Below are 23,119 nucleotides of genomic sequence, written 5' to 3'. Positions count from 1 at the left end.
GGTGAAGAACCGGCCCGACGGCGTCACTCGTCGTCCTCGCGCGCGGCCACATACCGCAGCACGCCCCACATGCTGTTCACATCGGCATCCGACGGTGCGGTCTCCCGGCAGTTCTCCAGCTCCTTGCGCAGCGCCGGTGCGTCGATGCCACTGCCGATCATGACGAGTTGGGTGCAGCGTTCCTCGCCCTTCGGCCACGGTGCGGGGTAGAAGCGCAGGAAGTCGCCGACGGCGTGCAGCGTGAACTTCTGGCGGTTCTCCGGAACGTCGAAGTGGACGAAGCCCTTGATGCGGTAGAGGCCGGCCGGGCGGCTGTCGAGAAAGTCCATGAGGCGGCGCGGGTGCATCGGCTCGGAGGAAGTGAACTCCACGCTCTGGTAGGCGGCGTGGAGGTGGCCCGCGTGGTGGTGGACATGGTCGGGGTGGTCACAGTCGGGGCCGTGCTCGCCCTGGGTGCAGGACGTGCCGGGCGTGCTGTCGTGGTGGCTGTCGGCGATGTCGCGGCCGGGCTCCCGGTTCGCTGCGGCCTCGCGCAGCAGGTCCTCGAAGGACAGCTGACGCACGGCCGGGTCGTAGTCTTCCCCCGGTCCCCGGTCGAAGAACAGCTCCGGGTCGACCCGCCCGTATGCCGTGCAGATCACCGGCCTGCCGGGAGCGAGGTCCGCGAGAGTGTCCATGAGTTCCTGGCGTGCCACATCGGCGATGCGGTCGGCCTTGTTGAGCACCACGATGTCGGCGATGCTCACATGCCGGTCCAGTTCGGGGTGCCGGGCCCGCGTGTCATCGAACTCGGCGGCGTCCACGACCTCGATCAGCCCGCCGTAGACGATCCGCTCGTTGTCGCTGGCGAGGATCATCCGGATGAGTTCCTGCGGCTCGGCCAGCCCGCTGGCCTCGATGACGATCACGTCGATACGGGCGGCGGGCCGGGCCAGCCGCTCCAGGTAGGTGTCCAGTTCGCTGGTGTCGACCGCGCAGCACAGACAGCCGTTGCCGAGCGAGACCATCGAGTCCACCTGGCCCGCGACGGTCATGGCGTCGATCTCGATGCTGCCGAAGTCGTTGACGATCGCGCCGATACGGGTGCCGTCGCCGGCGCTGAGCAGGTGGTTGAGGAGGGTCGTCTTGCCCGACCCGAGGAAGCCCGCGAGGACGACGACCGGGATCTGTGGCGTGGCCAAGGGGGCGCCTCCATGGTGCGGGTGGCGGGCCGCGCGGACCGGCGGCGGACGAGCTGTCGATCGTAACGGACCGCCGGCGGTGCGGGCTCTGTCGCCCCGCACCGCCTCAACGCCTCCCGTCTAGCGGGCTGCGACAGCAGGCAGCGGCTGCGGCGGGCGCGGGCCGACGTACCGGGCCGCCGGGCGGATGATCTTCGAGTCCTCCGCCTGCTCCAGGATGTTGGCGCTCCAGCCGACCACGCGGGCCGCGCAGAAGGTGGGCGTGAACATCTCGCGCGGCAGTCCGCACAGCTCCATGACGACGCCCGCATAGAACTCCACGTTGGTGTGCAGCTCGCGGCCGGGCTTGAGCTCGGCCAGCAGCGCCTCGACCCGGGCCTCCACCTGGACGGCGAATTCCACCAGCGGGCCGCCGAAGCCCTCAGCGATACCGCGCAGCATCCGGGAGCGCGGGTCCTCGGTGCGGTAGACGGGGTGCCCGAAGCCCATGATCCGGTCACCGCGCAGGACACGGTCGCGGATCCAGGCATCGATCCGGTCCGGTGTGCCGATGGCGTCGAGGGTGTCCAGCGCACGGCTGGGTGCGCCGCCGTGCAGCGGCCCGGAGAGCGCACCGACGGCGCCGACGAGGCAGGCGGCGAGATCGGCGCCGGTGGAGGTGATGACGCGGGCCGTGAAGGTCGAGGCGTTGAAGCCGTGGTCAATGGTGGAGATCAGATACGCCTCGATCGCCCGGACCCGGTCGGGCTCCGGCTCCTCGCCGGTGAGCATGTAGAGGTAGTTGGCGGCGTAGCCGAGATCCGCGCGTGGCTCCACGGGCTGCTGCCCCTGGCCTAGCCGGTGGAGCGCGGTGAGCAGGGTCGGTACAGCGGCGCAGGCGGCGAGGGCGTCGGCTCGGCGGCGGTCGGCGTCGATGTCGTACAGCGGCCGGAAGCCGGCCGTCGCGCCGAGCAGGGAGAGCGCGGTACGCAGCCCGGCGAGCGGGCCGGAGAGTGCGCCGGCGTGGGCGATGGCGGGCAAGGCGTCGCGTACGGCCGCGGGCAGCGGGCGCAGGGCGGCGGTCTCGGCCCGGAAGGCCGCCAGCTGCGCCGCGTCCGGCAACGCGCCGTGAAACATCAGGTACCAGACGTCCTCGAAACTGCGGGTCGTGGCCAGCTCGACGGCGGAGTACTGGCGGTAGTGGTAGAAGCCCTCGATGCCCCGGACGTCGCCGAGTTGGGTCTCGGTGACGATGACGCCCGCGAGTCCGCGGGGCGCGTCGAAGGGTGCGTTCGCCTCGGCGATCGGCATGGCGGATCTCCTTGTTCTTCCTCCCTGAATATTGATTCGACTGTCTATGCTTGACTCAACATTGTCAATGTTGATTGAATCAATATGGATGAGCCTGGATACGGTGGCCCCATGGCGGATCAGGAAACGGCGCAGGACACGGGCGGGCAGCGGCTGAGCACCCGGGAGGCGGCCGACCGGCTGGGCGTGAAGCCCGAGACGGTGTACGCCTACGTAAGCCGCGGCCAGCTCACCAGCCGTCGCGAGCCGGGCGGCCGGGGCAGCACCTTCGACGCCAAGGAGGTCGACGCACTCGCCCGCCGAGGCGGCCGGCGCGAACCCGCGGCCTCGGGTGGCGAGTTGGCGGTCCGTACCGGCATCACACTGATCGACCGCGACCACTGCTACTTCCGCGGCGTCGACACATCGGAGCTCGCCGCCCACTACAGCTACGAGGAAGTCGCCGAGTGGCTGTGGACCGGTGACCTGCACCGCGGCACCCACTTCGCAGCACCGCACGACGCGCTGTCCGCTGCCCGCCGCGCCGTACAGGCACTGCCGGCACACAGCGGTCCGATGGACCGGCTGCGGGTCGCCCTGATCGCCGCGGCGGCCGCCGACCCCCTGCGCTTCGATCTGTCCGAGGACGCCGTCCTCAACACCGCCCGCAGCCTCATCCCGACCCTCGTCGACGCCTTGCCGTCACAGTTCCCTGAGCAGCACGCCGCGGACTCGCTAGCGCCGCGCCTGTGGTCGCGACTTACGTCCGAGCCGGCCGACGCTGCGTCATTGCGCGTCCTGGATGCCGCACTGGTCCTGCTCATCGACCACGACCTCGCCGCCTCCACACTCGCGGTCCGGGTCGCCGCCTCCGCACGCGCCCATCCGTACGCGATCGTCTCGGCCGGCTTCGGGGCACTGGACGGCACGCTGCACGGCGCGGCGAGCGGACTCGCCCACCGGATGCTGGTGGAGGTGCTGGAACGCGGCAGCGCAGCCGCCGTCGTCGCCGACCACCTGCGGGCAGGTCGCCGGGTGCCGGGCCTCGGCCACCGTCTCTACCCGGGCGAGGACCCGCGGGCCCGCACCCTCTTCCGGCTTCTGCAGGACGTACCGCGGGCACACCCCGCCCTGCAGGCCGCACGCGAAGTGATCACCACGACGGCCAGACACACGGAACTGCACGCCAACGTCGACCTCGCGCTGGCCGTGCTGACGGTTTCGACAGGCATGCCGACCGAGGCGGGCGAAACAATTTTCGCCATTGCCCGGACGGCCGGCTGGGTCGCGCACGCACTGGAGGAGTACGGCGAACGCCCACTCCGCATGCGCCCCAGCGGGCAGTACCACGGCCCCCGCCCGCCGCAGCCGCTTCCCTGATAGGAAGGCTGCGGGTTGCCCACCGGCTCCCTTGGGAGACTCCCGCGATCCGACTGCGGGCGAATGAGGTTAGGCTCACCTTTGTGAGTACCTGCGCCACCACTTCCCGTGAATCGGCCGAACCTCTCGCCGGGACCGCCGCCACCGCCCGGACCTGGCTGCTCATCGAGCAGACAGGGCCCTGGGGAGCCAAGGCACTGACGGACAGTCACCTCGACCCTGACGTCGGCCGGGCTCTGGAAGCCGCGGCAGAGGGGACGGGCGTACGCGTCGCCCTCATCCGCAGGCCCGGGCGCCACGCCGACTGTCACGGCGTCTCCCGGCGCCGGCTGTTCCTTGCGCACACCACCCCGGGGCGCTCCTGGATCCGCACGACCAGCGTCACCGACCCGCGAGCGGCCCTCGGCCTGAACTTCTCCGCCCTCGGGGCAGGAGAGCATGACGGCCTCTGGGAGCCGTACACCGGTGAGCCGCTGGTCCTCGTGTGCACCAACGGCAAGCGGGACCGCTGCTGCGCCCTCCTCGGCCGCCCGCTGGCCGCCGAGCTCGTCGCCGGCGGAACCGAGGCCTGGGAGGTCACCCACATCGGAGGACACCGCTTCTCCCCCACCCTCTTCGTCCTCCCCTACGGCTACGCCTACGGACGCGCCGCGGCCCCTTTGGTCAAGGACGCCGTGGAGGCGGCGCGCGACGGACGGATCACGAGGGACCACTGCCGCGGCCGCTCGGCGTGGGACCGGCCGGCCCAGGCCGCCGACCTCGCGGTCCGTGCGCTGATCGGAGAGGACCGGGCGGACGCACTCGACGTCGTACGGACCGACACGGTGCGGCCCGAACCGGTGGCGACCGACAGCCTGGCGCCCGTCAGCGGGACGGCTACGGGAACCTCCCCCGCGTGGACCGTTACCGTCGGGCACGCGGACGGCCGCATGTGGCGGGTGGCTGTCGAAGAGCGGGCCGATGGTGCTCCGGCGCCCGCTAGCTGTGGTGCGCCGCTCGGTCCACCGGCGCGAATGGCGGTTGTCTCCTTGACCGAGATGAGCGGCGTGTTGACCGAGATGAGCGGCGTGCCTCCTGTGAGGGCAGCAACAGCAATGAGTCGCTCTTGAGGACTGCCGCTCGTCGAGTCGCTCTTGGCGGGGCGTCGCTTGCCTTGCCTTGCGACCTGCGACGCTGAGCGCCACGCCCCGTAGCCAATCCCCCGCCGCCCACATAACGGCTCCTCTCCGCGCGCCCCTCGCACGCATCCCCCTGCACGTCATCGGCCCTGGCGGCCCGCGCAAGACCCGGCTTCACAATGCGAGGCTAAGCGCACACAATCCGCGACCGACAGGCCTGTGGATAACTCCTCGCGGCCCTCTCTCGTCGTTCGCACCCCGCTGCGCGTCGCCGCCCGGACACCCTCCGCATTCGGTCCGTCGAGGGATTACCCGCCCGACCGGCGCCGCCCTTACTGTTCGTTCGTATGGGCGAAAAGGAAGCGTCGGCTCCGCGCCCGAGCGCCGCAGGGCTCTCGGGTTCCGCGACGTTTCCGGCCGACCGCAGACCGGCCGCCACCAAACTGCGCGTGCCCCTGCCGCGCCTGGGCTGGCCTCGGCGCGTGTTCTCCCAGGTGCTGATGGTGCAATTGGCCATCGCCACCGGTGTGACAGCGTTGGCCACCGGCCTGTTCCTCGCCCCTCTCAGCGCCCAGCTCGACGATCAGGCGATGCGCCGCGCCCTCGCCATTGCGCAGACCACCGCCGCCCAGCCGCGGCTCGACGACGCCCTGGAGTCCTCCCGCCCGACACGGCACGGCCCCGTCCAGAACGAGGCGGAACGCATTCGCGCCGCCACTGGTGCCGAGTACGTAGTGATCATGGACAAGCGAGGAGTGCGCTGGTCCCACACCGACCCGGACGAGATCGGCCACCATGTCTCGACCGACCCGAGCGTCGCACTCTCCGGCCGGGAGGTCATGCAGATCGACGAGGGCACCCTCGGCCGTTCCGCGCGCGGCAAGGTCCCGCTGCGCGACGAGAACGGCGAGGTCGTGGGCGCCGTCTCCGTCGGTATCGCGTACGAGAGCGTCCAGGAACGGCTACTCTCCACCGTCCCCCAGCTGCTCGCCTACGCGGGCGGGGCGCTCGCCGTCGGCGCACTCGCCGCCTATCTCGTCTCCCGCCGCCTCCAGCGCCGTACGCACGACCTGGCGTTCTCCGACATCTCCGCGCTGCTCACCGAGCGCGAGGCCATGCTGCACGGCATCCGTGAGGGCTTCCTCGCGCTCGACAAGAACGGCCGCATCCGCCTCATGAACGACGAGGCGCAGCGCCTCCTCGACCTGCGTGCCGAGGACGCCGGCCGCCCCTTGGACGCGGCCCTCCCGCCCGGCCGTACGACGGACGTGCTGGCCGGCCGGGTTTCCGGCGCGGACCTGCTGGCCGTCAGCGGGCACCGGGTCCTGGTGGCGAACCGCATGCCGACTGACGACGGCGGCGCCGTGGTCACCCTTCGCGACCGCACCGAGCTGGAACGGCTCGGCCGCGAACTGGACGGCACCCGCGGCCTCATCGATGCCCTCCGCGCCCAGGACCACGAGCACGCCAACCGGCTGCACACCCTCCTCGGCCTGCTCGAACTGGGGCTGCACGAGGAGGCCGTGGACTTTGTGACACAGGCCGTGGGTGTGCACCGAGCGACGGCGGAACAGGTCACCGAGCGCATCCACGATCCGCTGCTCGCCGCCCTCCTGGTGGGCAAGGCCACCGTCGCCACCGAGCGCGGCGTCTCCTTGAGCATCTCCCCCGATACGCATCTGCCCGACCGTCTGGTCGACCCGCACAGCCTGGTCACCGTCCTGGGAAACCTCGTCGACAACGCCCTGGACGCCACGTCGGGTGAGCGCGACGCGCAACTGGAGGTGGCGGTCCGCGCCGACGGCCGGACCGCCGTTGTACGCGTGAGCGACAACGGGCCGGGCGTGCCCGAGGCACGTCGCGCGGAGATCTTCACCGAGGGCTGGACGACCAAGGAGCCGCCCGCCCACGGGCAGCGCGGCATCGGCCTGGCGCTCGTACGGCGTCTCGCCGAGCGCTACGGAGGTGGCGTCGAGGTCGGCGACCGCCCCGGTGGCGGCGCGATGTTCACCGTGACGGTCCCCGACGCGCTGTCCGAGGAGCTGCCCGGGTCACGTTCAGCGACCCGCCAGGAAGCGGTCGCAGACAGCCACGCCACCGGGCGAGCCGAAGCCGCCGAGGGCTCTCGCCACCCCGAAGACGCCACGGAGGCCGGCCGATGATCGACGTACTGGTCGTGGACGACGATGTGCGGGTCGCGCAGATCAACGCGGCATACGTCGCCAAGGTCGAGGGATTCCGGGTCAGTTGCCTCGCGTACACCGCCACAGAGGCCCTTACCGCCCTGGAAACACACCCCGTCGACCTGATCCTTCTGGACCACTATCTCCCCGACAGAACCGGGCTCCAACTGGTCGGCGATCTGCGGCGGCGCGGTCTGCTCACCGACGTGATCATGGTGACGGCGGCCCGGGACATCGCCACCGTGCAGGCGGCCATGCGCCACGGTGCGCTTCAGTACCTGGTCAAGCCGTTCACCTTCGCGGGTCTGCGCTCCAAGTTGGAGGGGTACGCGGCGCTGCACCGTACGTTTGCGGGTGGCGGGCAAGCGGAGCAGTCCGAAGTGGACCGGATCTTCGGGGCGTTGGGAGCCGCCAACGCAGGCCCCGCCGAGTTGCCCAAGGGGCACTCCACCGCCACCGCCGACCGGGTGCGCTCGGTGCTGCGCTCCGCGGAGGCCCCGCTGTCCGCCCAGGACGTCGCCCTCCGGGCAGGGCTGAGCCGGCAGACCGCCCAGCGCTACCTCAAGCTCCTGGAACGCACCGGGCGGGTGCGCCTCACCCTCAAGTACGGCGAGACCGGCCGCCCCGAGCACCGTTACGAGTGGGTCTAGGAACCGTCCGACGGAGCAGCATCGGCAACGCCCTAAGCCGCTCCTGCCCCCGTGAGCGCCCGTACCTCCGTCTCTGCGTGCCGGGCCTCGTCGGCGGGCTCTGGGGAGAGCACCGTTCCCAGCCAGCCCATCAGGAAGCCCAGCGGGATGGATACGACCCCGGGGTTGTCGAGGGGGAAGAGGGCGAAGTCCAGTCGGGGGAAGAGTGACTGCGGACTGCCGGAGACCACCGGTGAGAGGACGACCAGGGTGATCGCCGGGATCAGACCGCCGTACACGGACCAGACCGCGCCCCGGGTCGTGAAGCGGCGCCAGAAGAGGGCGTACAGCAGAGCCGGCAGGTTGGCCGACGCGGCGACGGCGAATGCCAGGCCCACCAGGAAGGCGACGTTCAAGTCCTGGGCGAGCAGGGCGAGGCCGATGGCGACCGCGCCGACGGCCACCGCCGCGATGCGTGCCACGGCCACCTCACGACGTTGTGCGTCGCGCGCCGTGCCGCGTGGGCGTCGCAGCGAGGCGTACAGGTCGTGTGCCACGGAGGCCGACGAGGCGAGCGTGATGCCGGCGACCACGGCCAGGATGGTGGCGAACGCGACCGCGGCCACCACGGCGAAGAGAACTGTTCCCCCCGTCGAACCGGCGCCGCCTCCCAGGTCGAGGGCGAGGAGTGGGACGGCGGTGTTGCCGGCCGTGTTGGACGTGCGGACGGCGTCGCTGCCGAGCACCGCGGCGGCGCCGAAGCCGAGCACGATGGTCATCAGGTAGAAGCCACCGATCAGGCCGATGGACCAGACGACGGAGCGCCGGGCGGCGCGCGCCGTGGGGACGGTGTAGAAGCGGGACAGGATGTGCGGCAGCCCGGCCGTCCCCAGCACGAGCGCCATGCCGAGGCTGATGAAATCGAGCCGCGAGGTCCAGTCGCCGCCGTATTTGAGGCCGGGTGCGAGGAAGTCCCGTCCGTGGCCGCTGCGTTCGGCTGCGGTGTTCAGCAGTGCGTTGATGTCGCCGTGGAAACGGATGACCACCAGGACGGTCAGTGTGATGGCGCCGCCCATGAGGAGCACGGCTTTCACGACCTGGATCCAGGTCGTGGCCCGCATGCCGCCGAGGGCGACGTAGACCACCATCAGCGCGCCGACCCCGATCACCATCCAGGTACGGGCCTGCGGGCCCGCTCCACCGAGGAGAAGCGCGACCAGGCTGCCGGCGCCGACCATCTGTGCCACCAGGTAGAGCACGGACACGGTGACGGACGCCGCGCCGGCCGCGATGCGGACGGGGCGTTCGCGCATCCGGGCGGCGACGACATCGGCGAGGGTGAACCTGCCGCAGTTGCGGACCAGTTCGGCGACGAGGAAGAGGACGACGAGCCAGGCGACGAGGAAGCCGACCGAGTACAGCAGGCCGTCGTAGCCGTAGAGGGCGATCAGTCCGGAGATGCCGAGGAAGGATGCGGCGGACATGTAGTCACCGGCGATGGCGAACCCGTTCTCCATGGGCGAGAAGAGCCTGCCGCCCGCGTAGAACTCCTCGGTGGAGCCGCGCCTGCGGCGGCTCACCCAGGTGGTGATCGCGAGGGTGACCGCGATGAACACGCTGAACAGGACCAGCGCGAGAGTCTGGTGGTCGCCGGTCACCGGGCGTTCCCTCCGGTCAGTTCCTGGGTCTCCCAGCGGAGGTCGAGCGCCGCACGGTCCCGGCGCAGCCGCGCATGGCGTGCGTATGCCCAGGTGAGCAGAAATGTTGTGGCGAACTGGCCGAGCCCGGCGAGCATCGCGACGTTGAGGGCACCAGCAACGCGGTGCGCCATGAGACCCGGCGCGGCAATCGCGGCGGTCACGTAGGCGAGGTACCAGGCCAGGAAGGCTGCCGTGGCGGGCACAACGAATCGTCGGTAGCGGCGGCGCACCTCCTGGAAGGCCGCGCTCCGCTGCACCGCCAGATAGACCTCACCGTACGGCGTGGGCCGCGGTTCCGGTTCCGGTTCCGGCAGCGGCGCCTGGGCGCGGTCCCGCTCACCCGTTGCGTCCGCCGTGCCGTCCAGATCGCCCCACCCGGAGGCGAGAGCGTCGTACCAGGGCTCATCGAGCCGTACGGCCCCTGGTTCACCGGCCGAGCGGCCGTCCTGCTTGTCCACCGAACTCTCCTTGGTGCACGGGTCTGTTGTCCGTGCGGCCCAAGGGTGGACAGAAAGGAGGATCTCGGATGCTCCATTCCGGACCCTTCACCCCATCAGGTGATGAATCATCCGGGCGGCTGTGCGAGTCCGTGGCGGTAGGCGTAGTGGATGGCTTGGGCCCGGTCCCGCAGCCCCGCTTTGGCGAAGAGATTGTTGATGTGGGTCTTCACGGTCGCGGTGGAGACATGCAGCGTGCGTGCGATCTCCGGATTCGACCGGCCCTCGGCGACCAGCCGCAGCACCTCCACTTCGCGGGCGGTCAGCCCGTCCGGGGGCTCGGCCGGCGGCTGTGGCGGGGTCCGTACGGGCTCCGTGAAGCGTTCCAGCAGTCTGCGCTGGATCTTCGGCGACAGTCCGGCCTCGCCCGACAGCACATCGTCGATGGCGCGGACGATCTCGTCGCCGTCCGCGTCCTTGGTCAGATAGCCGCGGGCACCGGCCTGCAGGGCCGGGAAGAGCGAGTCGTCGTCGGCGTAGGTGGTGAGCACCACGATCTGGGTGCCGGGGTGATCGGTGCGGATCCGGCGGGTGGCCTCGACGCCGTCGCAGCGTGGCATGCGTAGGTCCATCAGGACGACGTCGGGGGCGAGTTCGGCGACCATACGGACCGCTTCCTCGCCGTCCGGGGCCGATCCGACGACCTCGATTCCCGGCAGCAGCCCCAGCAGCATCACGATTCCCTCGCGCACCACCGTCTGGTCATCGGCGACCACGACACGCGCCACCGTGCGTGCCGTCATGCAGGCACCCGCAGCCGCACCACGAAACCCTCCTCGTCGGGGCCGGACTCCAGCGTTCCGCCGAGGAGTTCGGCGCGCTCGCGCATCCCGAGCAGACCGTACCCGGAACCGCTCTTCGCGAGTTCACCGGGCTTGCCGCGGCCACCGGAGTCACGCACCTCGAGTCCTACGTCGTCCACCGCGTACTCCAGCCGCACATGCACCCGGGCGCCCGGGGCGTGCTTGCGTACGTTCGTCAGCGCCTCCTGGACGACCCTGCGGACCGCGAGCCCCGCTTCGGCCGGCAAAGGGCGGGCCTCGCCCGAGACGTCCAGCTGAGCGCCCTCAGCGCTGGTCAGACGGCGCAGAAAGTCTTCGACCGGGATCACCTCCCCGCGGAGGGCGGAAAGCGCCTCACGCGTGCCGTCCAGCCCTTCTCGGGCCATTCCCCGGCACGCCACCACCCGCTCCAGGAGATGGTCACGGTCGGCCTCGAGGTCGGTGCTGCGCTGGATCAGCAGTCGCGCCGCCTCCAGGTGAACCAGCTGGGCGCTGAGGCTGTGGGCGAGCACGTCGTGGATCTCGCGTGCGATGCGCCCCCGTTCGGTGAGGGCCGCCGTTTCGGCTTCGGCCTTACGGGCCGCGCGTTCCTGGGCCAGCAGCCGATGGGCGTTGCCACGTGCCTCGGCGTCCAGCCGTGTGACATAGCCCGCCAGCGCCAGGCCCACGGTGGTCGCGGCGGTCGCCATCCAGTTGTCGGTGTTGACCGCTGCGTACGCGCCGAGGGCGGCGGCGGAGCAGGGCACGGCGACGCTCAGCGGCAGCCGCCCCATGGCGGTGATGGCGCAGGCGCACCACAGGACGATCGCAGGTGTCCGTGCCCCGGCGAACTCGAAGCCGAAAGCCGCGGCCTCCAGTACGGCGAACAGTGCGACGGACGGCCACAGGCGGCGTTCCAGCGTCGTACGGAAGAAGCCGCGGAAGGCCAGCACGGTAATGGCCATCCCGGCGACGGCCGCCACCAGGCCCCACCCTCGGAAGCCCGGCCCCGCCAGGGTGGTCCACACCAGCCCGGCGACCACCAGGACACGCACCGACCGGCCGATCCACAGCCGGGTGCCGCTGATGCCTTCATGGGACAGTGACTCCCGCAGGGGCCAGCTCGTCCAGGAGTTCAGCGGCACGTACGGTCCCTCCGATGGCGCGCGCCGGGCATCAGCCGGCGACAGGAACACGGTACGTCTGCTGCACCGCCTGGGCCCGCCAGGCGGTGACGCCGGCCCGGGTCATCAGCATCGCGGCGACGGAGAGCATGATGGCCGCGCTGCTCTGGTGGATGCCTATGACCGCGGCGATGCCCATGAGTCCGACGCGCAGCGCCATACCGCAGAGCCATACGCCGGCCGCGGCCCAGCCGCCCTTGGTCCACACCGCGCCGTCCGCGTCCGTCCAGATCTGCGTCGTCCAGGCCCAGCCGGCGCCGCAGGCCAGCCCGATCAGTAACTCCACGGCGAGCAGGGCGGCGGATGCCGTGGGGTGCCCGGCGTCCAGGAGGCTGCCCTGCCGCACCGCCATGACCGTCAGGACGGCAGGGATCAGCCACCACTTCTTGCCCTCGGAGGTGATGCGCTGCGCCTTGAACTGCCGGATGAACACGACCGCGACAGCCGCGATGATCACAACGATGTTGAGCAAGCCGCTCATGACCTGAGCCTCCTCGGGGCGGGGATTCGACGCTTTTGACGCTATGGAGAGCGGCGGTCGCGCGGATCGGAGCCAGGGTGGGGCCCGGGTGGAAATGGCGACGGGCGCCTGTCCACCCAGGGGTGGAGAGGCGCCCGTCGGGAGCTGCGGTCTGCTCAGGTGTCGATGCGGGAACGGTCCAGGGTGGCCGCGGAGTTGGTGATGAACTCCTTACGGGGGGCGACTTCGTTGCCCATGAGGAGGTCGAAGGCCTTCTCCGCCGCTTCGAGATCGCTGATGTTGATGCGGCGCAGGGTGCGGTGCCGCGGGTCCATGGTCGTCTCGGCGAGCTGGTCAGCGTCCATTTCACCCAGGCCCTTGTAGCGCTGAATGCTGTCCTTGTAGCGGACCTTCTTGCGCTGGAGCTCGAGCAGCGTCTGGCGCAGCTCGTTGTCCGAGTAGGTGTAGATGTACTTGTCCTGGCCCTTTTTGGGGTTGATCAGTTCGACGCGGTGCAGCGGCGGGACGGCCGAGAAGACCCGGCCCTGCTCCACCATGGGGCGCATATAGCGCTGGAAGAGGGTCAGCAGCAGACAGCGGATGTGGGCGCCGTCGACGTCCGCGTCGGCCAGGAAGATGACCTTGCCGTAGCGGGCGGCGTCGATGTCGAAGGTGCGGCCGGATCCGGCCCCTATGACCTGGATGATGGCGCCGCACTCGGCGTTCTTGAGCATGTCCGAGACCGACGACTTCTGGACATTCAGAATCTTGCCGCGGATCGGCAGCAGTGCCTGGAACTCCGAATTCCGCGCCAGTTTCGCGGTGCCCAGCGCCGAGTCGCCCTCGACGATGAACAGTTCGCTGCGGTCGACGTCGTCGCTGCGGCAGTCCGCGAGCTTGGCCGGCAGCGAGGAGGACTCCAGCGCCGTCTTCCGCCGCTGGGCCTCCTTGTGCTGACGGGCGGCGATGCGCGTACGGGCCGCGGCGACGACCTTCTCCAGGACGGAGCGCGCCTGCTGCTTGGCATCCCGCTTCGTGGAGGTCAGGAACGCCTTGAGTTCCCTGCTCACCACCTGGGCGACGATCCGGGAGGCGGCGGAGGTGCCGAGCACTTCCTTGGTCTGCCCCTCGAACTGCGGCTCCGCGAGCCGTACGGTCACGACGGCGGTGAGGCCCTCCATGGCGTCGTCCTTGACGACGTCGTCCTCGGCGACCCGGAGCAGCTTGCTCGACCGCAGCACCTCGTTGACGGTCTTGGCGACCGCGCGCTCGAAACCGGAGACGTGGGTGCCGCCCTTGGGCGTCGCGATGATGTTGACGAACGACTTGACCGTCGCGTCGTAGCCGGTGCCCCAGCGCAGCGCGATGTCGACGCCCAGTTCCCGGGTGACTTCGGTCGGTGTCATGTGACCGCGGTCGTCGAGGACCGGCACGGTCTCCTTGAAGGTGCCCTGTCCGGTCAGCCGCAGCACGTCGCAGACGGCCTTGTCCTGGGCGAGGTACTCGCAGAATTCGCTGATGCCGCCGTCGTAGCGGAACATCTCTTCCGTCTTGCCGGCGCCGTCGATGCCACGCTCGTCACGGACGACGAGGGTGAGGCCCGGTACGAGGAAGGCGGTCTGGCGGGCGCGGGCGTACAGCGTCTCCAGGGAGAGCTTGGCGTCCTTGAGGAAGATCTGCCGGTCGGCCCAGTAACGGACCCGGGTGCCGGTCTTCAATTTGTTGATCCGCTTGCCCTTGAGCAGCCCGTTGCCCGGGTCGAAGGGGGCGTCGGGCCCCGATTCGGTGAAGATGCCGGGGACGCCGCGGCGGAAGCTGATCGAGTGTGTCCTGCTGTTGCGGACCACCTCGACGTCGAGCCGGGCGGAGAGGGCGTTGACGACCGAGGCACCGACGCCGTGCAGGCCGCCGGAGGCCGCGTACGAGCCGCCGCCGAACTTTCCGCCGGCGTGCAGCTTGGTCATCACGACCTCGACGCCGCTGAGACCGGTCTTGGGCTCGACGTCGACGGGGATGCCGCGGCCGTTGTCGCGGACCTCCACCGACCCGTCGTCGTGGAGGATCACCTCGATGTGGTCGCAGTAGCCGCCCAGCGCCTCATCGACCGAATTGTCGATGATCTCCCAGAGGCAGTGCATCAGGCCGCGACTGTCCGTCGAGCCGATGTACATGCCGGGACGCTTCCGGACGGCCTCAAGGCCCTCGAGGACGAGCAGATGCCGCGCGGTGTAGTTGGAACCGTCCCGGTCTGCCCCGGTCAGCACTGCGGTGGACGGCACGGACATCTCGGCGGTCACGCGGTTCGCTCCTCGCTGAATTTCTGGCAGTCCGCATTCCGCGGACTCGGTTGTGGCGGTGTCGCCGGTCAGAGGGTACCGAGGCCTAGTAGAGCCGATGTGACGCCACCCGTAAGCATGCCCATGGTAGTAGAATTTCGCTCGTACGTTCGATCCCTCGAAGAGGTGACGTCCGAGTGACGTGCACATCACGTTCCCTTCGAGGCATGAACCATTTAGGCTCCGGGCACGTCCTCATCAACAACCGGCAAGCCAGCCGGGGGGACAGACCAACAACCAACGTGAATCAGACCACCAAGCAATACGGCTCATTCGCCGCCACCCGGCAGCACCCGGCCCCCTCCGAGAATTTTTTTCGAGGAAAAGGCACGAGCGGGAACGTTTTCGGCCTGGTTGGATGTTGACCCTGGTACGACAGCTCGTCGAGCTAGAGAAGAGGCGACGTGACTACTGTTCTGACACCCGCGAGCCCGCTGACGGCCGCTGACCGCTGCGACCGCTGCGGCGCCCAGGCATACCTGCGCGTCGTCCTGATGTCCGGCGGAGAACTGCTCTTCTGCGCCCACCACGGTCGCAAGTTCGAGCCAGAACTCAAGAAGATCGCCGCGGAAATACAGGACGAGACGGAGCGGCTGACCGCCCCTCCGGCGTCTGCGTCCGATGAGGAACGCTGACACTTCGCATCCACGACGAGCGAGCAGCGGCCCAGCGCCGTGCAGCGGGCGGTCACCCCGGCACCACCGGGAGACCGCCCGCACTCGTACGCGCACCCATGCGGGTCGGCTCCCCGTGCCGCTCAGCCGGCCCCGTGTGCGGACACGGCCGGGACCAGCGCCGACGCCCGCGTATAGACCCCGGGGCTGCCTGCCTGACCGCAGCCGGTCCCCCATGACACCAGCCCCACCAGCCGTCCACGCACGACCAGCGGCCCGCCACTGTCCCCCTGGCAGGCGTCCCGGCCACCCTCAGGCTCCCCCGCGCAGACCATCGACCGCGGCCTGTATTTGCCGTCGGCGTTGCCCGGGTAGGCCCGCGCGCAGACCTCGTCGCGCAGCACGTTGACGTGCGCCGACCGCAGCCGTGACGCGTAGCTGCCGCCGCCGGTGGTGTCCCCCCAGCCGTAGACCGTGGCCCTGCTGCCCGGCTGATAGGCGCTGTCATGCCGTCCCGCTATCGGGATGGGCCGGTTGGGGACGGGCTTGTCCAGCGTGAGGACTGCCATATCGCCCTCGTTGGTCCAGCTGTCGTAGCGCGGGTTCACCCATACCTTCGCGGGCTTGAGCTCCTGCCCGCCACCGCCGGTGAGGTTGTCGCGTCCGATGACCACCCGCAGATCCCGCACCTGCCGCCAGGGGACGCCCAGTACCTCCTTGCTCAGGCAGTGCGCGGCCGTCACCACCGTCGAGTGCCCGACGAGCACGCCGCCGCAGAACTGTCCGGAGCGCTGGGCCCCGAAGCGGTCGTGGGAGGCCAGCGCGACCGCCCAGGGACTCCGTGACAGCGCGACGGGCTTTCCGCCGATCACTGCCTCGTCCGCGGCCGCCGACGTCGGCAGGGCGAGAGCCACCGCAAGGGCTCCGAGGGCAGCGTGTGCGGTCGAACGCATGCGAACTCCTGACTCTGGGGCAATGCTCGCCTACTTAGAGTGACCCAAACGGCGGCCCGGCGCACCCGGACGGCCGTGAGCCCGGCCCCTCCACCAAGGAGAGACCGGGCTCACGGCGTTGTCCGGGCCGGCTGGACTAGTCGAGGTAGTCGCGCAGCACCTGGGAGCGCGACGGGTGACGCAGCTTCGACATCGTCTTGGACTCGATCTGACGGATCCGCTCACGGGTGACGCCGTAAACCTTGCCGATCTCGTCCAGCGTCTTGGGCTGGCCGTCGGTGAGGCCGAAGCGCATGGACACCACGCCGGCCTCACGCTCGGAGAGGGTGTCCAGCACCGAGTGCAGCTGCTCCTGCAGAAGCGTGAAGCTGACCGCGTCGGCCGGGACGACCGCCTCGGAGTCTTCGATGAGGTCACCGAACTCGCTGTCGCCGTCCTCACCCAGGGGGGTGTGCAGCGAGATGGGCTCACGACCGTACTTCTGGACCTCGATGACCTTTTCAGGGGTCATGTCGAGCTCCTTGGCCAGCTCCTCCGGGGTGGGCTCGCGGCCCAGGTCCTGGAGCATCTGGCGCTGGACGCGCGCGAGCTTGTTGATGACCTCGACCATGTGCACCGGGATACGGATGGTGCGGGCCTGGTCGGCCATGGCGCGGGTGATGGCCTGGCGGATCCACCACGTCGCGTAGGTCGAGAACTTGTAGCCCTTGGTGTAGTCGAACTTCTCGACCGCACGGATCAGACCGAGGTTGCCCTCCTGGATCAGGTCCAGGAAGAGCATGCCACGGCCGGTGTACCGCTTGGCCAGGGAGACGACCAGTCGGAGGTTGGCCTCCAGGAGGTGGTTCTTCGCCCGGCGGCCGTCCTCGGCAATGATCTCCAGCTCGCGCTTGAGCTTCGGCGCGAGCTTGTCGGAGTTCGCCAGCTTGTCCTCGGCGAACAGACCCGCCTCGATGCGCTTGGCGAGCTCCACCTCCTGCTCGGCGTTGAGGAGCGGAACCTTTCCGATCTGCTTGAGGTAGTCCTTGACCGGGTCGGCGGTGGCGCCGGCCGCGGCGACCTGCTGCGCGGGGGCGTCGTCCTCGTCGTCGTCGGACAGGACGAAACCGGCGCTCTCCGCGCCCTCGGCGGCCTCGGGAGCGTCACCCTTGCCGGGCGCCGAGGTCTCCTCGGTCGCCTCGTCGTCGAGCAGCTCGTCGACGTCCTTCTTGGAGCCGGTCTTCTTGGCCGTGGCCTTCTTGGCCGTGACCTTCTTCGCGGTCGCCTTCTTGGCGGTCGTCTTCTTCGCCGCTGCCTTCTTTGCGGGCGCGGACTCGGACTCACCGGCCGACGGGTCCCCCACAGATGCGGGGGCGGCGGCGGTGGTCTTCTTGACCGTGGCGGCCTTTGCCGCGACGGTCTTGGTGGCGGTGCGCTTCGCCGGACTCTTCGCTGCGACGCTCTTGCGGGTGCGCTTGGGCGCCTCTGCGGCACTGACCATCAGCGTCACACCCTCCTCGTCGAGGATCTGGTTGAGGCTGCGCAGAACGTTCTTCCACTGGGTTGGCGGAATCTGGTCAGCCTCGAAGGCCCGACGCACGTCATCGCCGGCGATCTGCCCATCAGCCTTTCCCCGCTCGATGAGCGCCATCACAGACTCGGACTCGGCGATCTCCGGCGGGAGCGTACGGGATGTGCTGGCCGACACGAACAACCTCTCGGAACGATGGAAACGGCTTCCGACCCCGTCCACTGTGGATCGGGGCCGACGACCGCCGGTGGGGATGGACCGACGGCGCAGGGGCAACCGGGGAGTTGAACAGCGTCACGAACGCCGTCCGTATTCCCTCCTCGGCTATCACCTCTTAAGTCATCGCGCTTCCCGGAAGAGCGTTACGCCCAATCTGCGTGGCCCGAGTCACACCCCATAACGACCCATTCCCAGTCATATGACATGCAACCCTCCCAAGGTCTCTCGCCGGATCCGGTCGACGCCCCGGATCCGGCGATCTTGTGCGCCTTCGCCGCGTACGGCGTGCCCCGCCCGAGGGGGACGCGGGGCACGGGGGCCGCGCGGCGCCTACGGTCCGTACACGGTCGAGTACGGGCCTTCAGTGCTCGCGGGGCGCGGGGACGACGTGGTCCACGGGCGCCCCGGGGCCGTGGCCGACGGCCTCGCCGTGAGCGGCGAGGAGCTGGCGCATCGCGGATTCGGCCGCCGTGGCGTCGCCGGAGCCGATGGCGTCGACGACCCTCATGTGCTGACCCACGGACGTCTCGACCGGCCGCTCGCAGCCGCCGGCAGAGCCGCCGGAGACGTGCAGGGCGGCGGAGACGATGCCCGAGAGGTGCTCGAGCATGCGGTTGCCGGCGAGCTGCAGGAGCAGCGAGTGGAACTCCGCGTCGGCACGGGAGAAGGTCATGGTGTCGCCCTGGGCCGCGGAGTGGCCCATGATCTCGACCATGTCGGCGAGCCGCTGCTGGATGTCCTCGCGGCCGTGGCCGGCGGCGAGGCGGGCGGCGAGTGGCTCGATCGTCCAGCGCAGCTCACACAGCTCGCGGCGCTGATCATCGCGCTGTGGGCCGTAGGCCCGCCATTCGATGATGTCGGGGTCGAGGAGGTTCCAGTCGCTGACCGGGCGCACCCGGGTGCCCACGTTGGGTCGGGCGCTGACCAGGCCCTTGGCCTCGAGGACGCGCAGCGACTCACGGACGACGGTGCGGGAGACCTCGAAGCGCTGGCCGATCTCCTCAGGGACGAGCGGGCGGTCGGCGCCGAGATCGCCGGAGACGATCATCTGGCCGAGCTGTTGGACGAGTTGGCCGTGCAGGCCGCGGCCGCGACTGCCGGCCGCGCGACGGCCGACCCGGCCGATGTCTGCTTCGGAGCCGTCCCAGACCTGCGAAACGCGCTCGGCACGGTCCGGGCCTGCTGCGTTGGTGGCGTTCGCGGCGTTGGCGGCGTTCGCGTAGGGGTAGCGGTCAAGCTCGCCCGGGCCTGCGAGGCCGGTGTCGCCAGGGCGAGCCGCGGTCATCATGGTGTGCGCAAGGGTACTCACGCATCCTTTGTCGGCGACACCCTGAACACCCTTGAGGTCTTTGGTGAAAAGCACACGAAAGGGTGATCGCCCCCCATCCCCGAATTGACGCTTTATCGGAAAGAAATGCGCTCTCCGTGGCGAGTTATGGGCAGCAGCCATAACAACACTGCGCCGAAACAGGCGCCTTACTCGATCAGAACATAAAACCAGGCCGCACCGCACCCACATCACCGCAGGCCAGGACGGCTGGCGGCAACATCGTTGCGCTGCCCACGGATTGGATCGCGCACTACCTCACGATCGATACGCGTCGGTCGATTCCGGACTGGCGCTTGACGGCCGCCGGATGACCACTTGACGGCCTCCGACCCGGATTATGGCGAGACTCCGAGGCATTGGCGGTAACCCTGTTGCGGTGGACTCGAGTACGTAGCAGGGCGGCACCTTCCGTCCAATATGGAGCGCCGCCGCACCCATCGCCCAACCGGCGACAAGAGGAAGCCATTCGATGGCGTCGGCGGCGGCAGGCGGACCGAACAGGGCAGGGATCGCGGCCTCGTTACCCGCGGGGGCCGTACAGCCGGCGAATACAGCCAGGCAGGGAAGGTCAGTTGATCGGGCCGGGCCGCCCCGTGAACGCAGCGGGGCGTCGAACCGTCACCGGATCGCGCCAACAGCGGTGCGGGGGCCGGGGGTTCGAGGATCGGGGCGGCAATTATGGGCGGGCGGGCCGGCGCGGTCGCTATGGGGCCGCGCTTCGGACGGGCACCCTCGCGGGGCGTGAGGCCGGTGGGGAGCTGTCGGGGATATGAGGGGACCCGCACGACCAAGGTACCGCGATATGTCCTATTTTCTCGTTATTGTTCAATCATGACGGTTCGTCGTGTCCATGCGAGCGCCTTCCGGCCCCTCCGGCAGCTCGACATGCGGCGTCGGCTCAGACTTCCGGACGCAGCATCGGCGGATTGAGCAGCGTCGCGCCGCCGGCCCTGAACAGTTGTGCGGGGCGGCCACCCTGGCGGGTTGTCGTGCCGCCCGTGGGCACCAGGAATCCGGGGGTGCCGGTCACCTTGCGGTGGAAGTTGCGGGGGTCCAGGGCGACACCCCAGACCGCCTCGTAGACCCGGCGCAGCTCGCCCACGGTGAACTCCTGCGGGCAGAAGGCCGTGGCGAGCGAGGAGTATTCGATCTTGGAACGGGCGCGCTCCACGCCGTCGCCGAGGATCCGGGCGTGGTCGAAGGCGAGCGGGGCCGTCAGCTCATCCTCGCGGGCGTCGTCCTGCTCCAGGAGGGTCTCCACCGGTGCCCAGCGCGCGCTGTGGGCGTCACCACCGGCCGTGGGGGCGGGCAGGTCGGGGGCGAGGACCAGGTGCGCGACGCTGACGACCCGCATCCGGGGGTCGCGCTTGGGGTCTCCGTATGTGGCGAGCTGTTCGAGGTGTGCGCCGTAGGCGGGTGCCGGGCCCGTCGGGGACTGGGCGTGCAGACCGGTCTCCTCGGCGAGCTCCCGGGCGGCCGCGTCCTCGAGGTCCTCGTCGGCCCGGACGAAGCCACCGGGCAGCGCCCAGCGGCCCTGGAACGGCGGCTCACCGCGGCGCACGGCCAGCGCGCACAGGGCGTGGCGGCGCACGGTGAGCACGACCAGGTCGACGGTTACGGCGAAGGGCGGGAAGGCCGACGGGTCGTAGGGAGGCATGGCGTGATCATAGTCGTCCGCTTGACGATAAACAGGCCCCGAAGCGCTTCAGGAGCCCAGTTGCAGACCATCCGCCGCCGCCTCCACCATCCCCATGCCGAGTCTGCTGATCCGTATGGCGAACGGCTGCTCCGCGACGCTCAGGCCGGTGAGCTGTATCGCGCCGAGCGGGGCCGTGCCGAGCGGCCGCAGGGCCACCGTCCCGGCGGGGACGTCGGGGCGCAGACCGGCGAGCGCGAGCAGTATGTGCACCGCGCCGGCCGCGGCCAGCGCCGCGGGACGGCAGGCGGCCGGGTGCGGGACGGGGGCGCCGTGGGAGGTGCGCTGCTCCCCCGCGTACATCTCCGGGAGCCGGTGCCCGAAGTTGTCGGCGGCGTCGAGGACGCCTTTGGTCAGGACGCCGGCTGCCCGCTCGTGGCCGGCCGCGGCCAGTCCGGCGGCGGCGATCACCGTTTCGTGGACGCGGACCGCGCCGCTGCGGTGGCCGAACGGGTTGTAACCGCTCTCCTTGGCGCCCAGCCCCCGCAGGCCCCACCCGGAGTCCATGGCCGGGCCACCGAGCAGCCTGGCCAGCTGGTCGGTCTGTGCCGCGTCCAGCAGGCCGGGGGCGAGGGCGCCGCCGCCGAGCAGTCCGGTGTCGAGGAGATGCGCGGTGGTGGAGCCGAACTGTGGGACGGGCCGCCCGTCGGCGGTGAGCAGGGCCGCGGGGCGGCCGCCCGCGCGGTCCTCCAGCCAGAAGTCCGTACGGAACCGGGTGCGCAGGTCCGCGGCCCAGTCCCGTAGTGCCGCCGCGTCGGACGATCCGATGGCGTCGAGGAGATCGCCGCCCAGGAGGGCGGCACGGTGGGCGTGGGCCTGGGTCTCGCAGCGGTACGGCCCGTCGGGCGCGGGGTCGGGGACGTAGCCGCGTCCGCCCCCCGCTGGGTCGGTGGCGATCCTCAGCCATCTCAGGCAGCGCTCCGCGGCAGGCAGCAGCCGCTCGGTCTCCTGGTCGGGCAGTCCCCAGCGGCGCGCCTCCGCGAGCACGGTGGGGAACAGAAGGGTTGCCTCGATGCCGGTGCAGCTCGGTGGGGCGTGCGGTCCCGCGTCGCGGAGAGCGCCGGGAATTCGGCCGAAATCCGCCCCTGGTGCGGCTTGTTGGCTGCGGGCGAGCGCGCGCAGTGTGCCCGCGGCGAGCCGGGTGCCCAGTGGTAGCAGCATCCGGGCGGTCCACAGTGCCTCGGCCGGTGCAAAGCCGCAGCGCCAAGGGAATCCACCGGCCACGTACATGTCGGTGGGTGCGACCGGGTCGCGCATCACCAGGCCGTGCAGATCGTCGAGGCTGCCCGCCATGAGGGCATCGGCCCGCCGGTCGTCGCACTCCAGCCGGGCGGCCGTCCAGGGGCGCGGTGGCCGGTCGGTGCGGGTCCGCGGAGCGAGCGTCCCGGAGCGCGGGCCGGGGATGCGGGCATCGCCGGGGCGCCGGTGGTTGCCGGCGGGTCCGGTGCCGGGCCGTCGGCCGGCGTCGTGTTCCAGCGCGACGCGCAGTTCGATGGTGCGGCGGCCGCCGGGTGGCAGGTCCACTTCCCAGCGCAGCAGGCCTGCCGAGGCCAGCGCATCCTCGGGCGTCGGCGTTGCGGACACCACGGCGTGCACACCGGGCCCGGACCAGCGGAGCCCGGAGCCGTGGACCGCGGCCCGCAGTTCGGGGCCGCGGAGGCCGACCGCGACGGCTCCGAGTTCCGCGAGGTCCGTGCCCAGATGGATCTCGACCGGCAGCCGGACGGGCCGTGTGGCGCTGCTGCACAACGTGATCCGCTCGGTGCCGTCGGCGGACCGCAGCCGCTCCATGCGGATCTCCGGGTCCGGTCCGCGCTCGCCGGTCCTGCGGATCGTCCCGACGAAGCGGGCACGGTCCGCGCCGGTCAAGCGCCCCTGGAGGACGAGCGGTTCGCCGCCCGCGACCCGCAGTTCGCAGCGGGACAGGACCCGTCGGCCGTCACGGTAGAAGCCGTCCAGGCCGTGGCCGGTCAGCTGCCCCGAGGCCGGGGATACGGCGAGGGCCGGCAGTGCCACGCAGACCAGTGAGGAGTGGACGGGTTGCGGTTGAGGGGCCGGAGGTGGTGCCGGGCGCCGCTCTCCGGACGGCCGGCGGACCG

At 70.5% G+C, this 23,119-nt stretch carries 18 protein-coding genes; 5 read left to right on the top strand and 13 right to left on the bottom strand.

Translation table 11 applies throughout. The annotated features are described in order from the left end of the window. Window positions 1-23: 23 nt before the first annotated feature. Both KI385_RS32815 and KI385_RS32810 read right to left on the bottom strand, forming a co-directional pair. Window positions 24-1,181, bottom strand: coding sequence for a CobW family GTP-binding protein (locus tag KI385_RS32815; RefSeq protein WP_238575683.1), 1,158 nt, complete (start codon window positions 1,179-1,181; stop codon window positions 24-26). A gap of 120 nt (window positions 1,182-1,301) precedes the next feature. Next, window positions 1,302-2,471, bottom strand: coding sequence for a citrate synthase/methylcitrate synthase (locus KI385_RS32810; RefSeq protein ID WP_238575682.1), 1,170 nt, complete (start codon window positions 2,469-2,471; stop codon window positions 1,302-1,304). Between the two features lie 111 nt (window positions 2,472-2,582). On the opposite strand from KI385_RS32810, the gene KI385_RS32805 reads away from it, so the two are divergent. From KI385_RS32805 to KI385_RS32790, 4 genes are all read left to right on the top strand, one after another. Continuing rightward, complete coding sequence (locus KI385_RS32805; RefSeq protein ID WP_238575681.1) at window positions 2,583-3,830, top strand: citrate synthase; 1,248 nt, start codon at window positions 2,583-2,585, stop codon at window positions 3,828-3,830. An 83-nt stretch (window positions 3,831-3,913) separates the two neighbouring features. After that, complete coding sequence (locus tag KI385_RS32800; protein WP_238575680.1) at window positions 3,914-4,939, top strand: ferredoxin family protein; 1,026 nt, start codon at window positions 3,914-3,916, stop codon at window positions 4,937-4,939. Window positions 4,940-5,448: 509 nt separating this feature from the next. Continuing rightward, the gene (locus KI385_RS32795; RefSeq protein WP_238577957.1) at window positions 5,449-7,110 is read left to right on the top strand and encodes an ATP-binding protein; all 1,662 of its coding nucleotides are present in this window, start codon (window positions 5,449-5,451) and stop codon (window positions 7,108-7,110) included. Continuing rightward, window positions 7,107-7,781: a DUF7342 family protein gene (locus KI385_RS32790; protein WP_238575679.1), complete on the top strand. Its 675-nt coding sequence runs from the start codon at window positions 7,107-7,109 to the stop codon at window positions 7,779-7,781. Before KI385_RS32795 ends, KI385_RS32790 begins: the two co-directional genes overlap by 4 nt. Before the next feature lie 32 nt (window positions 7,782-7,813). On the opposite strand, the gene KI385_RS32785 is transcribed toward KI385_RS32790, so the two are convergent. The 6 genes from KI385_RS32785 to KI385_RS32760 form a co-directional block, all read right to left on the bottom strand. Continuing rightward, entirely contained in the window at window positions 7,814-9,418 is a 1,605-nt protein-coding gene (locus tag KI385_RS32785; RefSeq protein ID WP_238575678.1) for a solute symporter family protein, read from the bottom strand. Then, a complete protein-coding gene (locus tag KI385_RS32780; protein ID WP_238575677.1) occupies window positions 9,415-9,918 on the bottom strand; it encodes a DUF485 domain-containing protein in 504 nt (167 codons plus the stop codon). The genes KI385_RS32785 and KI385_RS32780 overlap by 4 nt, the downstream gene beginning before the upstream one ends. Window positions 9,919-10,025: 107 nt before the next feature. Beyond that, on the bottom strand, window positions 10,026-10,700 hold the full coding sequence (locus KI385_RS32775) for a response regulator transcription factor (protein ID WP_238575676.1): 675 nt from the start codon (window positions 10,698-10,700) through the stop codon (window positions 10,026-10,028). Continuing rightward, window positions 10,697-11,863, bottom strand: coding sequence for a sensor histidine kinase (locus KI385_RS32770; protein WP_238575675.1), 1,167 nt, complete (start codon window positions 11,861-11,863; stop codon window positions 10,697-10,699). Before KI385_RS32770 ends, KI385_RS32775 begins: the two co-directional genes overlap by 4 nt. A gap of 31 nt (window positions 11,864-11,894) precedes the next feature. After that, a complete protein-coding gene (locus tag KI385_RS32765) occupies window positions 11,895-12,383 on the bottom strand; it encodes a DUF1453 domain-containing protein (protein ID WP_238575674.1) in 489 nt (162 codons plus the stop codon). Window positions 12,384-12,538: 155 nt separating this feature from the next. Beyond that, a complete protein-coding gene (locus KI385_RS32760) occupies window positions 12,539-14,659 on the bottom strand; it encodes a DNA gyrase/topoisomerase IV subunit B (protein ID WP_238575673.1) in 2,121 nt (706 codons plus the stop codon). A gap of 443 nt (window positions 14,660-15,102) precedes the next feature. Between KI385_RS32760 and KI385_RS32755 the strand changes: the two genes are divergently transcribed. Further along, a complete protein-coding gene (locus tag KI385_RS32755; protein WP_033267354.1) occupies window positions 15,103-15,333 on the top strand; it encodes a DUF7455 domain-containing protein in 231 nt (76 codons plus the stop codon). Window positions 15,334-15,455: 122 nt separating this feature from the next. On the opposite strand, the gene KI385_RS32750 is transcribed toward KI385_RS32755, so the two are convergent. The 5 genes from KI385_RS32750 to KI385_RS32730 all read right to left on the bottom strand — a co-directional run bounded on the left by KI385_RS32750 (window position 15,456) and on the right by KI385_RS32730 (window position 23,036). Further along, on the bottom strand, window positions 15,456-16,265 hold the full coding sequence (locus tag KI385_RS32750) for a serine protease (protein WP_238575672.1): 810 nt from the start codon (window positions 16,263-16,265) through the stop codon (window positions 15,456-15,458). 136 nt (window positions 16,266-16,401) lie between these two features. Next, window positions 16,402-17,952: an RNA polymerase sigma factor gene (locus KI385_RS32745; RefSeq protein WP_281066929.1), complete on the bottom strand. Its 1,551-nt coding sequence runs from the start codon at window positions 17,950-17,952 to the stop codon at window positions 16,402-16,404. A gap of 403 nt (window positions 17,953-18,355) precedes the next feature. Then, window positions 18,356-19,357 carry a FadR/GntR family transcriptional regulator gene (locus tag KI385_RS32740; RefSeq protein ID WP_281066928.1) on the bottom strand — a complete coding sequence of 334 codons (1,002 nt, stop codon included), beginning with the start codon at window positions 19,355-19,357 and terminating at the stop codon, window positions 18,356-18,358. 865 nt (window positions 19,358-20,222) lie between these two features. Continuing rightward, window positions 20,223-20,981, bottom strand: a complete 759-nt coding sequence (locus KI385_RS32735; RefSeq protein WP_238575670.1) for an NUDIX hydrolase — start codon at window positions 20,979-20,981, stop codon at window positions 20,223-20,225. Between the two features lie 48 nt (window positions 20,982-21,029). Then, window positions 21,030-23,036: a glycogen debranching N-terminal domain-containing protein gene (locus KI385_RS32730; RefSeq protein WP_238575669.1), complete on the bottom strand. Its 2,007-nt coding sequence runs from the start codon at window positions 23,034-23,036 to the stop codon at window positions 21,030-21,032. Window positions 23,037-23,119 lie beyond the last annotated feature (83 nt).

Origin of the sequence: Streptomyces inhibens (assembly GCF_022221585.1) — a bacterium.
Classification (GTDB): domain Bacteria; phylum Actinomycetota; class Actinomycetes; order Streptomycetales; family Streptomycetaceae; genus Streptomyces; species Streptomyces inhibens.
Note: the sequence above shows the minus strand (reverse complement) of the source record. Positions and strands in the feature narration are given on the sequence as shown.

Bases quoted from the DNA above. Each gene is read 5' to 3' on its own strand.
- KI385_RS32790 (WP_238575679.1), top strand. From the start codon at position 7,107: ATGATCGACGTACTGGTCGTGGACGACGATGTGCGGGTCGCGCAGATC.
- KI385_RS32735 (WP_238575670.1), bottom strand. From the start codon at position 20,981: ATGCCTCCCTACGACCCGTCGGCCTTCCCGCCCTTCGCCGTAACCGTC.
- KI385_RS32775 (WP_238575676.1), bottom strand. From the start codon at position 10,700: ATGACGGCACGCACGGTGGCGCGTGTCGTGGTCGCCGATGACCAGACG.
- KI385_RS32795 (WP_238577957.1), top strand. From the start codon at position 5,449: ATGGTGCAATTGGCCATCGCCACCGGTGTGACAGCGTTGGCCACCGGC.
- KI385_RS32810 (WP_238575682.1), bottom strand. From the start codon at position 2,471: ATGCCGATCGCCGAGGCGAACGCACCCTTCGACGCGCCCCGCGGACTC.
- KI385_RS32750 (WP_238575672.1), bottom strand. From the start codon at position 16,265: ATGCGTTCGACCGCACACGCTGCCCTCGGAGCCCTTGCGGTGGCTCTC.
- KI385_RS32805 (WP_238575681.1), top strand. From the start codon at position 2,583: ATGGCGGATCAGGAAACGGCGCAGGACACGGGCGGGCAGCGGCTGAGC.
- KI385_RS32765 (WP_238575674.1), bottom strand. From the start codon at position 12,383: ATGAGCGGCTTGCTCAACATCGTTGTGATCATCGCGGCTGTCGCGGTC.